General features: G+C 40.5%; 7 protein-coding genes. 2 read left to right on the plus strand and 5 right to left on the minus strand.

Features of this window, described 5'->3' with window-relative positions; all coding sequences use genetic code 11:
- Position 1: 1 nt before the first annotated feature.
- Complete coding sequence (locus tag RMY00_RS08805; protein ID WP_322647172.1) at positions 2–2,365, minus strand: ATP-binding protein; 2,364 nt, start codon at positions 2,363–2,365, stop codon at positions 2–4.
- Between the two features lie 296 nt (positions 2,366–2,661).
- On the opposite strand from RMY00_RS08805, the gene RMY00_RS08810 reads away from it, so the two are divergent.
- Positions 2,662–4,956, plus strand: coding sequence for a bluetail domain-containing putative surface protein (locus tag RMY00_RS08810; RefSeq protein WP_322647173.1), 2,295 nt, complete (start codon positions 2,662–2,664; stop codon positions 4,954–4,956).
- 356 nt (positions 4,957–5,312) lie between these two features.
- Here the strand turns inward: RMY00_RS08810 and RMY00_RS08815 are convergent, their stop codons facing one another.
- Both RMY00_RS08815 and RMY00_RS08820 read right to left on the minus strand, forming a co-directional pair.
- A complete protein-coding gene (locus RMY00_RS08815) occupies positions 5,313–7,088 on the minus strand; it encodes an alpha/beta hydrolase (RefSeq protein WP_322647174.1) in 1,776 nt (591 codons plus the stop codon).
- Positions 7,089–7,483: 395 nt separating this feature from the next.
- On the minus strand, positions 7,484–8,407 hold the full coding sequence (locus RMY00_RS08820; protein ID WP_322647175.1) for a DMT family transporter: 924 nt from the start codon (positions 8,405–8,407) through the stop codon (positions 7,484–7,486).
- A 281-nt stretch (positions 8,408–8,688) separates the two neighbouring features.
- On the opposite strand from RMY00_RS08820, the gene RMY00_RS08825 reads away from it, so the two are divergent.
- Positions 8,689–10,968, plus strand: a complete 2,280-nt coding sequence (locus tag RMY00_RS08825) for a cytochrome-c peroxidase (RefSeq protein WP_416212054.1) — start codon at positions 8,689–8,691, stop codon at positions 10,966–10,968.
- Positions 10,969–11,036: 68 nt separating this feature from the next.
- Here the strand turns inward: RMY00_RS08825 and RMY00_RS08830 are convergent, their stop codons facing one another.
- Together RMY00_RS08830 and RMY00_RS08835 are read right to left on the minus strand one after the other, a co-directional pair.
- Complete coding sequence (locus tag RMY00_RS08830) at positions 11,037–12,359, minus strand: serine hydrolase (protein WP_322647177.1); 1,323 nt, start codon at positions 12,357–12,359, stop codon at positions 11,037–11,039.
- A 533-nt stretch (positions 12,360–12,892) separates the two neighbouring features.
- Positions 12,893–13,207 (minus strand): hypothetical protein, encoded by a 315-nt coding sequence (locus RMY00_RS08835; RefSeq protein WP_322647178.1) that lies wholly within the window; start codon positions 13,205–13,207, stop codon positions 12,893–12,895.
- Positions 13,208–13,534: the final 327 nt, after the last annotated feature.

The following is a 13,534-nucleotide window of genomic DNA, read 5'->3' on the forward strand; positions in this document are numbered from 1 at the left end:
ACTATTCCAGCGTGAAATAGAAAATCGAGCCAACGCCTACGGTAGATTCAACCCAAATTTGGCCGTTATGAAGCTCAACAATCTTCTTAACAATAGCTAGTCCAGCACCTGCTCCTCCACCGTACTTTTCTTGAGAGTGGAGCCGCTTAAATAGTCGAAAGATAGTTTCTAGGTGATGCTGTGGAATTCCAATACCGTTATCTCGGATATAGAAGATTAGGGATTGGGGATTGGGCAAGAGGACTTGGGGACAAGGAGAATTGGGGACAAAGGGAAAGACTTGTTTCAAGTTCTCACCTCTTATCCCCTTGTCTCCTTGTCCCCTTGTCTCCCCTGCTCCCCATGCTTCTTGAGAAAAGTAGCCAATCTCAACCCATTGCTGTGGCTTATCGTTGTATTTGAAGGCGTTACCCAGGAGATTACTAAAGACTTCATTAACGAGAACTCGGTCACACTGAACTGTTGGTAAAGGTCGAGGAATGCGAATATCTACAAGCGCAGAGTCTTGGCGACTAGCACGAAAGACTTCAATCACTTGGGTAACTAATTCGTTAAGGTCAGTTGCTTGCTCTCGCAGTTGTGCTTGTCCTAACTGCGATAACCGCAGTAGAGCATTTATGAGGGTTTCCATGCGTACAGACAAGGAAACTACTGTTTGCAAGCACTCAATTCCGTCATCATCTAATACTTGGGCATAGTCTTCTAGCAACACCGTTGAGAAGTTATAAATTCCCCGCAAAGGCTCTTTTAGGTCATGGGAAGCAGCGTAAGCAAAGGAAGCTAATTCGCGGTTGCTGCGCTCTAACTCCAGGTTGATTTTAGCTAACTCATCCGCCTTAGATAGTACAATACCAACGATCGCATTACTCAGAGCGATCGCACTCTCAAGTTCACAAGTTTCCCAAGGTAAAGAAGTTAATCTAACCGTTTCTTGCCATTGTTCAAAGGATTTTCGTGGAGATAGGCTAAGGCTACCATCTGCCTGAGCTTGAATGGATTCGTTGGGATTACCTGCCCAGTTTACCGTTTGGATAACTTCAGGGCGAAACCAAAGAATATAATAACGCCGGACTTTAGAAATTCGCAGTAACAGCAATCCACTAGCAGTATCTTTAAATACAAGCGCCTCTGGGTAAAGCTTCGGCAGAGAATCTGTGGAAAACAGGTTATCACTAACTTGAACATCCGCCCATTCAATTAACGCCCGAACTTCATGAATATTCGGTGTTGCTCCTACAAGAGTAATTTCATTATCCAGACAAACTGCCGCTCCAGTGGCACTAACAAGATCGAGCAAGCGGATTTCTGGTTTAATTAAGGCATCGATAAAATTATCTGCTTGGGAAATAGATTCAAGGAAATCAGACTGTAGCGATTTGAGTTTTACCTTATAGTTCCATTCCGAATAACTAATTTTGTGCGCTAATTCAGAAGACACAATCTGTCCCAAAAATTCGCACATCTTTAGCACTTCGTAAGAAATATACTTTGGTGTTAAGTGATGGCAAGCTATTAATCCCCAAAGCTTCTGTTCTTGAATCAGCGAAATCACCAAAAGAGCCTTTACTCCCATATTTTGATGATATTCAGCGCAACACGAATCAAAACTTCGTAGCAGAGAGTAACTTAAGTCAAGAGGCTGATGTGTTGTCGGATTTGCCGTTGGAACTAGGTTAACAGGTTCAGCCGTCAAATCGGGGAGAAATCGGAGAAAGCAGCGCGTGTATAACTCCCTAGCCTGCGCTGGAATATCTGTTGCGGGATAGTGGAGTCCTAAATAAGGTGATAAATCCTCTCGTTTGACTTCTGAAACAACAGAACCCGCTCCCGACTGGTCAAATTTATAGACCATTACCCGATCAAAACCGATGATTTTTTGGACTTCTTGTGCCACTACATCCAAAAATTCTATCAGGTTGGATGTTCTTTGCATTTTGGCGATCGCTTCACCCGCCAAAGCATGAAAGTCTAAGAAACTCACCTCAGATTTTGAGTCTGTCGGTTCTAACTCCAGAATCACAGCTTCTTCTGTGCGATGAGCAATAGCGTCAAAATCTCGTTGCCGATGCAAAGTATTTATTGATACTCTGAAAACATTAGGACTGCCAATTTTTTTTCCCAAGCACTGCTTTACAGTTTCTATTTGTTGAGCTTCTAGTAAATAGCTCAACGGTTTACCAAGCAAATCTTCTGGCTCTTTGCCCAAGTGTTCTTGGGTATTGTTGCTAACTTGCAGTATCTCTAGCTGAGTACTGAGTGCCAGTAGAACACCATGAGGTTGAATAGAGCCAGGTATGTGAATAGGTTTGCGATCGTGGTTAGTCAGAGCAGTAGCTTGGGTAGTAGTATTTTCAGGCTGCCTCATAAATCAACTTATGTAAAGCTGATTTTTACAATAGCGCAATTAAATGTCACATTTCTTTAAAGTATATGCCGATAAGAATGAATGCGAGAAAATTTTTTGTAAATGCTAATAACAAAATAAGAGTATGTAATGCAACCGAGTAATCACTGTATTCAGCATTAATTGCAAAGCATTTATGATGTTGATAGAATACTGACATTCAGTATTTACCCTACTGCTCTTAAAATAAATGTCATTAAAACCCGTAGTAGTACCCAACTGAAGCTATACAAATATTTATTTAGGAATATAAGTTTATGATCTCAACCACAACTTATACTTACGATGCCGACGGCAAACTAATATCCCAAAGCACAGACAACAACAGTGATGGGACAATAAACTCAGTTATTAACTACGGCTATAACCTGATATCGGAAAGCTCTGACTACAACGGTGACGGCATTGATGATGATATAAAAACTTATATTTATTATGCCAACGGTAAGCAGACATCTGAAAGTAGTGACAATAACGGCGACGGCATCGCTGATTATGTCGAAACTTCTACTTATGATGCTAAGGGCAACCGGACATCCTTGAATCGTGATACCAACGGCGACGGCATCGCTGATTATGTCGAAACTTCTACTTATGATGCTAAGGGCAACCGGACATCCTTTAATCGTGACGACAACGGCGACGGTATCGCTGATTATTTCTATACCTATACTTATGATGCCAAGGGCAACCAAACATCGGAAAGCTATGACAACAACAGCGACGGTATCGCTGATTTTATCCAAACTTCCACTTATGATACTGAGGGCAACCGGATATCTGAAAGCTATGACTACAATGGCGATCGCATAGCTGATAATGTCACAACCTATACTTATGATACCAACGGTAAGTTAACATCCTCTAGCCTTGACAACAACGGCGATGGCATCCTTGATTATATCTATAGCTATACTTATGATGCTAAGGGCAACCGGATATCGGAAAGCGAAGACTACAAGGGCGACGGCATCGTTGATTATGTGACAACTTATACTTATGATGCTAAGGGCAATCAGACATCCGAAAGTCGTGATACCAACGGCGATGGCATCGTTAATAATGTCACAACATATACTTATGATGACAAGGGCAACCGGATATCCTTTAGCGAAGATTATAATGGCGATCGCATAGCTGATTATGTTAAAACTTATACTTATGATGCTAAGGGTAATCAGATATCCGAAAGTATTGATACCAACGGCGACGGCATTGGTGATTCTATATCAAAAAATACTTATATTTATGATGTCAACGGGAAGTTGACATTTTTTAGCCGTGACACCAACGGCGACGGCATTACTGATTATATCGAAACTTATACTTATGATGTTAACGGCAACCTGACATCAGAAAGCAAAGACTATAACGGCAACGGCATATTTGATTCTGTCTATTATGGCGAAACCAGCCCCCCCGCAATTGATTATGTCTATATCTATACTTATGATGCTAAAGGCAACCGGATATCCTTTAGCGAAGATTATAATGGCGATCGCATAGCTGATAGTGTCACAACCTATACTTATGATGCTAACGGCAATCTAACATCCTCTAGCCAAGACTACAAAGGCAAGGGCGAAATTATTAATAGTATTTATGACTACAAGACCGACGGCATAGCTGATAATGTCAAAACCTATACCTATGGGCGCACAACCGCCAGCTATGATTTCAATAATGATGGTGTAATTGATGCAGTTGGTATCTATAGCTACGATGCTAAAGGAAAACTAACTACACAGAAGATTGATAATAATCAGGATGGCATCATTGATGAGGTAACAGCTTACAGCTACAACGCTAACGGCAAACTCACTGCACAGGTAGTTGACAAAAATAATGATGGACTCGGTGATGAGATTACTATTTACAACTACGATGCCAATGGCAAACTCACTTCAGCAGATATTGATAATAACAGCGATGGTATAATTGATGCAATTACCAGTTATTTATATAATACCAACGGTCAACTGCTCAGTACAACCACCAACGATGCAAATGTACCCAACAAAACCTTATACGGTAGCAACTGTAAAGATACACTGACTGGTAGAGCTGGCAACGATCAAATTTTCGGTAAAAACGGCGACGATAAATTATTTGGATTAGCAGGAAATGACAAACTAGTTGGTGGTAAAGGTAATGACATCCTCAACGGTGGCGCTGGTAGTGATAACCTAACAGGCGGTTGCGGAAACGATCAATTTGTAATCGATAACCTAAGTGATTCGCTACTGTCTCGTTTTGATAAAATTACTGACTTGAAAATTGGTGAAGATAAAATTGATGGACTGAATGCTGTTTCTGCCACTAATTTGCTTCAACTTGGCCCTGTTGCAAGTTTGAATCTGTCAGATATACAACAAATATTGACTGCAACTGTTTTTGTGGCTAAAGGTGCGGCAACTTTTACTTTAGGTACAAGTAATAGGCGAACTTTTGTGGCACTCAACGACAGTACTAATGGATTTTCTGCTCTCACGGATACTGTTATTGAAATTAGTGGCTACAAAGGCGACTTAACTAATTTAGCGATTGTCTAATTACTCCTTCTTCCTTAGAGGATGTTGAAAAGTGGTATCTTGTGCTTTTAATCACATTTTTACCCCCCTTAATCCCCCCTTATAAAGGGGGGAAACAAGAAAAATCTGGTTCCCTCCCCTTTATAAGGGGAGGGTTAGGGTGGGGTAAAAAATATGTGATACATGAATCATGACTTTTCAAACATCCTCTTAGCGTACTTGGTGTACTTGGCGGTTCGTTTAATAATTAAGTTATGTAGATTAGGTTGAGCAATAAAACCCAACGTTTCCTGGGCTTTGTTGGGTTTAACTTTGCTTAACCCTAACGTATTGATTTATACATTTAGGATGGTTCAATTAATTACATTTGTACAAAGTCAAATAAAAATCATCACATGCAGCAATGCAACGCCAATATCCAACATCCAAAATCCGAAGCTGACTATGGTATTAGGAACTTTTTCTTTTGCAGGTTTGGCTTTTTTAATATCCAGCAATTGTGCTAATTCGGTTGTATTCAATGACTTGACGAGACTCAAACCAAGCGACTTACTAGAAATGCTTTGAGTGTAGGCGGCGTTAAGGTAGGGGGTGTATTGCGGTCTTCCTACAACATAAGTTTGGAAAAAAGGTAAACTTAAAACATTCATGTAACGACGCGCTTGAGAAGCATCGCCAATCATATCAGCAGGTAATGCTACTTGTTGATTTGCGGGGTTGGCATTGCCAATAGTGGAAAAGTGAGTGCCACCTACAAGCATGACGAGATACTTTTGTGAATTCGCCAACCAGGAGAAAGGGAGAATTTGCTCGGATAAAGCTGGTGCAACTGTATCCTCACTACTACCGACAATCATCACTGGAGTTTTGATTTGACTTAAGCCAGCTTTGCCGAAAATAGAACTAGTGATGGGATTAACTGCGATCGCAGCTTTCACTCTCTCATCCCGCAGGTTATAATCCTTGCCAGACTTACTAATGCTCAATTCTAAAGCGCGACACTGGAGCATTAAAGACATATTCCAAGTGTTTTGCAGTGTTGCTGGTTGACAGTCAAGTTTTAGCTGCTCAAAGTTAATTTTAGCGCCTGCCAGGGCTAAGGCTGTGTAGCCTCCCAAAGATTGACCAAATACTCCGACTTGTTGCAGATTTAGGCGACCTTTAAACCGTGAATCAGATTGATTAGCTTTTTCCAATTGATTCAGGATATATGTTACATCCATTGGTCGGTCTTGAAATTCACTTGGTTCTGCTATTTCATTGACGTGTCCATTCAACAGAGAATGTAATTGTTTAGCATCACTACCAGGATGATTGGGAACGACAACGGCAAATCCGTAAGAAGCTAGATGCGTGGCTAAATATTGAAAGTTGCTGCTATCTAAACCCAAGCCGTGAGAAATCACAATTACGGGTGCAGCATTCTGGACATTGGGAATATAAACATCAGTTAATAAAAGCCGATTGCGTGTTGAGTCGAAAAACTTTTGGGTGTATTTTTGCGACTTAAACTTTCCCGGAACTTGTAAATCAGGTAATTGTGAGAAATTCGGGTGTTTGATGCTAGCAGCTTCTATTTTAGACTCAATCGATACTGCTGCGATCGCTCGATGAGTTTGGTTAACAAGTTTCTCTAATTCCGTAGCTATTTCTAAAGTCTGTGCTACGTCAAGGCGAATGCTGCTGGTGGGATATTTACGCAACACATTCAATAGTGTCAAGCCTTCTGATTCACCAGAGGCTAAAATTAGCGCCGAACGCAAAGCACCAAATCCTGGTTCTGGGTGACTGGTTTTGATAATTTGCGCCAACCGATGCAGCAACAACTCTCCTTGGGGTGTATAGAGAAGTTGTGAAACTACTACCGGACTAACTTTCACACGATTAAGTAAAATCTGCCGCAATTCTTGAAGCTGTTGAAAAGGCAGATATTGCTGATAGGCTGCCAAGTCTTCGTTAATTACACCTGTTTTGGCATAGTTTTCTAAAGTAGTAACTGAAATAGAAAGCTCTAAAGCTGAATAAGATGCATAAATCCGCTCTGCTGCCAAGATAGAATTGCTAATTCCAAACGTTGGCAGCACCATTGAAAGAACCAGCAATAGAGAATTTTTTCTCAGGGTGCTGGCCCAATTACCAAACAAACTATTCATCGCTCAACTGTTTCGGTACTCTGGTTTTATCAGGTGTTGGCTTTGGTAGTTATTCTGGCGCCCTGCTTGGTTTACTTAAAGTTATTAGCCGGAATTTTATCAAAACAGAATTTAGGAGTCAGTAGTTAGAATCCTCTAGTAATTAATTCTGACTCCTGAATTCTGAATTCTTCTTCAAGAATTTTCTCTTGGCTATCAATTCAAAAATCAGATCTTACAGAGTCACACAAATGGGTAAAGTATCCATCTTATAAGAAGCTGACCCCGTAGTTTGCCTTCACTAGTAAATCATAACAAATAAAAAATGCTCTGCCTCAGTATTTATGTTGTAGCTTTGAAGATGGCACGATTTTACTAGATGAAAAACCTAGTAATAATCCTGAAAACTATTGTTGTTAACTAGCTTTTCCCAAGGCGATCGCTACTGAACCTGTGACTACTAAACCTGCGCCTAATATAGCTATGAAAGTAAAGTTTTCTGATGGTACCCAATTAGGTGCAATAATTGATAGAACTGCAACTGTTATTAATGTCACAATGGGAGCTAAAGCTATTACTGCACTTACTCGTGATGCTTCCCAATGTTCTAATGATTCAGCAAAAGCACCGTAAGCGATTAAAGTATTCAAAGCACAAAAAACCAGTATTAATAAATGGAAGCTATCAAGTATAAAAAGTGATTGGATTTTGGCTAGGGGAGTGAATAATAAAGCACAGCCTCCATAAATAATCAGCATGATACTAGGGGAAGATAAAGATTGTAATAGCTGTTTTTGTGCCAAAGCATAAATAGCCCATGACGTTGCTCCTAGCGCAATCAAGATACTACCTAGTATGTATGTGCCATGCGCTGTAATTAAATTTGCTAGTTGTTCTCGAAAAAATAAAAGATAACCGCAAATCATTACACTGACACCAATCCACTGATGCAGTCGATAACGTTCTTGAAAAATTATTAACCCTCCGAAACCTAATAAAAGGGTAGATAATTGAATGAGAACTTCAGCGTTAGCAGGCGATGTTAGTGCTAAACCTTGCATGAAAAGAAAGTAATTAATCCCTAAAAAAAGGGTAGCGATCGCTAATAATTTCCAAGAAACAGAACGCAGTTGTTCTAACTTTGGTAATTTACCCCGTATTCCTAAATATATAGTAAGCAGTAAAAATGATACAAAAAACCGAAACCAAATGACGGTATATACATCAAGTACTTGCAGAGCGATCGTCAAAGTAATAGGTAAAATTCCCCACAATAAGACCGTTAATAGCGATAACCCTAGCCCTAAAGGCCAACGACCAGAAGTTTTATGTAGTAACATTCAAATATTTTACCCAGAGTAGGGCAGATGATAAATTAAAACATATCTAATTTGTATACCTAAATTTTATCAAGCTCTTGTAGATAAAGCTTGTCAATAAGCTGAATAATAGAAATTAAATGTAAAATAGTTTACCTACTCTAATGAATTTTTTATAGTCTAATAGCGTTTTTTGCTCACATAAAATTTGTAAATAGTGTAATTACTTTACATGAATATTACATTTGAAATTTGATTAGAGATGTATAATTTTTTCGGTGTCAATTTACTACAAAAAAACTATGGGGATCATACCCATAATAAGCTTAGTAGTCTTTATTACTGGCTTATCAATTTACTTGCTACTGACCTCAAGAGGTCGGTTTTTACTCAAATCTTTGGTGACAAAAATAAAACGCCAAGGGTGGAAATTCAGGAATAACAAGATTAACTACCTGAGATCAAGATTTTCAAAGACTATAACAATTGCTGCCATTATTCTGGCAGCAGTAATAGCTGGAAATACTGTATCAGCCCAGGTTACGCCGCCGCCTCTAACTTCACTCAAGAGCGTATCGGTTCCAGAGCCTAACAATCTAGGAGACTTTGTAAAAGACAAAGTAGCTGCAATCAAGTTAGGAAAAGCTCTTTTCTGGGATATGCAGGTTGGGAGCGACGGACAAACCTCCTGTGCTAGTTGTCACTTCCATGCTGGAGCCGACAATAGATCCAAAAATCAGATTTCTCCTGGGCTTTTGCGGATTAACGCTGATGGTACAGCGAATCCAGATACAGTTTTTAATATAGGTGGTGGGCCAAACTACCAGCTTAAACCGGGAGATTTCCCCTTCCACAAGCTGTCAAATCCGAACGATCCTAAAACCGTTGTATCTGACCGAAATGATGTCAGTTCCTCTCAGGGTGTCTCCAATGCTAAGTTTGTTAATGTTAAACCTGGTAGCGCGGAAGACGAAGTAAAAACCGAGCTAGATCCGGTATTTAACGTGGGAGGTACAAATGTGCGCCGCGTCCAGCCGCGTAACACCCCAACCGTAATTAATTCAGTATTCAACTTCCGCAACTTTTGGGATGGAAGGGCACAGAACATCTTTAATGGGGTAAATCCCTTTGGTTTAAGAGATCCTAACGCTTCTGTGGTAAAAGCAGAAAAACCAAATCAGCTTAAATTTGTCAAAATCAGACTGAATAATTCGTCTTTGGCTTCTCAGGCGCTTGGGCCGCCACTAAGTTCTTTCGAGTTGTCGGCTGATGGTCGTACTTTTCAGGAAATTGGTGATAAATTCGGGCGAATTGACAACAAAAAATCTCTCAGCAAGCTGCCGCTAGATAATATAGATAATCTTGCTGATACTCTAGTTGGGCCGCTACTGAGTTCCGTTGATGAACTTACCGGTAATTTGGCGCAAATTGGCAACACTAAATCTATCAACACACTGCTACAAAATGTTTTGTCACTTAGGGGTACAAAGCTCCCCAGAGTCTTGGGGCAAAAGTTATCTACCCTCAGACCGCTAGGTAAACAGGTTGTGCATCCACAAGACAGCGTTTTAGGTGCAGATAGTAGATATCCTCAGCCCGGACTGAAGGATAAAACCTACGACCAGCTGATTAAAGATGCCTTTAAGCCAGAGTGGTGGAAGTCTAATCAACTCATCCAAGTTGATGCTCAAGGTAGACGGACTTTTATCAACAACGCTGATAACTCTTCTCAAACCAATGAGTACACGCTGTTGGAGTATAACTTCTCGCTGTTTTTTGGGCTGGCAATTCAGTTGTACGAGTCTACACTCATTGCCAATGATACGCCTTTTGATCGCTTCTTGGCAGGAAACACCACAGCTTTAACCTCTCAGCAGCAACTAGGTAAAAACCTGTTTCAGGGCAAGGCTTTGTGTATTGGTTGCCACGTTGGTTCAGAATTAACAGCTGCTTCAGTAAGCAGCGTGGCTAAAGATGGACGAATCAAACGTGCGCCGTTCGGTGCAAAACCCCCTGAAGACAATGGCTTCTTCAATATCGGCGTTAGACCTGTTACGGATGACCCCGGTTTAGGTGGTAGTGACCCTGTGCAGAATAATCCGCTTTCAGAGGCAAGATTGGCTCAGTTAGGGAAATTCCAGCTTCTCCTGGGCGAAAATCCTCCCACCCTGACTCCACCGTTGAATTCTAGTGAAACTGTGACTGCAAACGGAGCTTTCAAAGCACCTGGACTTCGCAATGTCGAACTCACTGCCCCCTACTTCCACAATGGAGGTCAAGCGACTTTAGAACAAGTGGTTGATTTTTACAATCGAGGTGGTGACTTTGGAGTTCTCCCCCCATTGAATCTGTCACCAGAAGAAAAACAGCAATTGGTCGCCTTTTTAAAAGGACTAACTGATGACCGAGTTAGGTACGAGAAAGCGCCTTTTGATCATCCGCAACTTTTCGTTCCCAATGGACATCCGGGTAACCAGACATCCGTTAAGGACGATGGTACGGGCAAAGCTACAGATAGCTTCCTAGAAATTCCTGCTGTTGGTAGGAATGGCGGTGGTGCTATACAAAATTTCTTGAACTAACAACATTTCACGAAATAGCTGATACCGATAGATATGTAGGGGCATACAGATGTGTGCCCCTACATTTATTAAGGAGTGCGTAGGTCTAACCCACCGGAGGCATCGCCAACTATCGGTTGTATATTGCTAACTTTGGTATTGTCTAGGTAATTATAGACTCTTCTCGAAAGTTCACGGACAAAATCTCCAGCTTTGGGATCGTAGTTTGGTCTTTGCACCAAAACACCTGCTAAATAGCTTTTGCCGTTGGGCATTTGAATTATACCGGCATCACCAATGATAAATCTCAATGTACCAGTTTTGTGTGCGATCGTCGCTCCTTGGCCAATACCAGCTGGTAGTAAACTATTGGTTTTGACATGACGCATAATACCTAAAACTTGATTGCGGCTGTTTGGGGATAGCAAACGATTGTTATAAACTAACGCCGCCAATCTGACCAAATCTTTAGAACTAGTTGTATTTGTGCCAGCGATGTCTGGAAGTAGATTCCGAAATGCTGTATTTTGCAATCCCCAGCTACGAAAACGTTGGCTAACTTTTGCTGCACCACCCAAGCGATCGAGAATCAGATTTGTAGCGGTATTATCGCTGATTGTCATCATCAAGGTAGCAGTTTCTAGGACGCTGAATTTAGTTCCTATGGGTTTGTATTGCATAGTTCCAGATTCGCCAACCTTTAAATCGCGCCGCATCACTAATTTATCGGTGAGTTTAATTCTACCAGCGTCGATTTCTTGGAAAAGAGCCACTAATAAGGGAAATTTGATTGTGCTGGCAGCAGCAAATCTTTTTTCGCCATTGATATCTATATAGTTTCCTGTAGCTAAATCTAAGAAAAATATTCCGGGATTTAATGTTTTATAACTCCCTAACAAGCTACGAATTTGAGAAGTGATACCAACCATCTCTTGACCAAGATTCACAACTCCAGCAAATGTGGAAGCATCTGTAGATTTGATGGCTATATCTTCTCTATTTTCCCCAACAATAGGATGGTTTTGGTGGTCAAATGAATTGAATTTAAAAATCCAATGAGAACGAGAATCTCCTTTAATTGATATATTTTGGGAATGAACATCATAACCAGGAGCTAACTCTACGACAAAACGAGTAGTTTGAGAGTCTGGTTTGCCAAGGCGAATTTCTTTCACCGCCTTGCCAAAACTTTGTTTGACAGTATCAGAATTAAAATTAGTTCCAGGTAAGTCAATTACTAATCGGCTAGGGTTATCTAATAAAAAGGCTTTTGGTTCTATTCCCGAAGTGGTAGTTAAATCTAATTGGTTTTGGCTAGAATCATAGTACCAAGACTGTAATTGTGAGGCTTTAGCTTGTCCTGCAACTATAACCAAACTGCTTAAAGCGATCGCTAGTAGATGTGATTTCATGTTGTGATTGTGGGTGTGCAAGTTAGGAGCGACTAATCAGCTTTACTTAGATTTTTTTCTGATGATTGTGCTGAACTTCCGGAGAAAAAGTTATAAATCCCGTTAAGTTATTTTTTGAGATTATATTTGGGATTAGATAAGCACGATAAATCATCATTACTTATTAAAAGTAAATCGCTGACAGTTTTATTTGTGGTGTGAGTTGACAACAACAGAAATTGTTAATCTAGCCGAAGGACGAGCAAAGGATTAATTATGTTTCCAACTTAGGAATTACTAAGAAATAAATTACTACTACTTGTGGGGTGGGCGACACGAGCGCCCATCAACAAGGGCGGACAAGATGTCCACCCCACAAGAAAAGTTAAATGTTTTTTATTTGGAAGTTTCTTATGTTTTGTACAGAGAGAAAGTAAGTGCCAGGTATCGTCACGCCCCAAACTACTAGAAGTCGTACAGAATTCGTCTAAGCAAATCGACGTATTAAGTTTGATGTGCGGGTGTGAGGTATTATGCAACTGACAACAACCAACTCACAAAGTCCCAGTCTCACCTCCACGACTCACCCCCCAAATCACCCCACCTCCCTTACCAGGCAATCTACCCGGTACTTTAGTCCCGCAATAGTCGTCGGATTCCCAAACCGCCTTAAATTCTGTTTTTGTTAAGTCAAAGTCGGATTCCGCCTTTATTGGTTTTGCTTTTACATCCGCCAAAAGTTCTTTTAATGAGGGTTGGGACAATCCCCCCACAACTCTTGCCGATTCGGAGTCGGAAAGTTCCTCGCAAACTAGAGCTTGCAGATTTTTGTCGTCGGCTGCTTTTGCCTTGATTTTATTTTTAGTCATAAATTTAATCTTATTAATGTATGTTGTGTTAATATCGGAACCTGGGCAACTCGTGAAAATAAGGGTAGTTGCATACAATTATTAATAAGTGAAATATCGAATCCGCAACCTGAGCTACTCTGAAAAATAGAATCCCTTGATGAGAGTGCGAACTTGTGTAATACCAATTCCATTAATGATTGCAACACATCTTTGGGTAAAGACGTGATTCATCACGTCTCTACAAATGGTCTATTGGTCGGATTCTTTTTTCAAATTGGTATAATTCGCTATTGACTTTACACTGAATATATATCAACCCTAAATAAAATAATCAAGGGTTTATAC

This window comes from Nostoc sp. ChiVER01, assembly GCF_034531155.1.
Taxonomy (GTDB): domain Bacteria; phylum Cyanobacteriota; class Cyanobacteriia; order Cyanobacteriales; family Nostocaceae; genus Nostoc.

What these genes read in the sequence shown, in the direction of transcription:
- RMY00_RS08805 (WP_322647172.1), bottom strand. Translation starts at nt 2,365, where the DNA reads ATGAGGCAGCCTGAAAATACTACTACCCAAGCTACTGCTCTGACTAAC.
- RMY00_RS08810 (WP_322647173.1), top strand. Translation starts at nt 2,662, where the DNA reads ATGATCTCAACCACAACTTATACTTACGATGCCGACGGCAAACTAATA.
- RMY00_RS08815 (WP_322647174.1), bottom strand. Translation starts at nt 7,088, where the DNA reads ATGAATAGTTTGTTTGGTAATTGGGCCAGCACCCTGAGAAAAAATTCT.
- RMY00_RS08820 (WP_322647175.1), bottom strand. Translation starts at nt 8,407, where the DNA reads ATGTTACTACATAAAACTTCTGGTCGTTGGCCTTTAGGGCTAGGGTTA.
- RMY00_RS08825 (WP_416212054.1), top strand. Translation starts at nt 8,689, where the DNA reads ATGGGGATCATACCCATAATAAGCTTAGTAGTCTTTATTACTGGCTTA.
- RMY00_RS08830 (WP_322647177.1), bottom strand. Translation starts at nt 12,359, where the DNA reads ATGAAATCACATCTACTAGCGATCGCTTTAAGCAGTTTGGTTATAGTT.
- RMY00_RS08835 (WP_322647178.1), bottom strand. Translation starts at nt 13,207, where the DNA reads ATGACTAAAAATAAAATCAAGGCAAAAGCAGCCGACGACAAAAATCTG.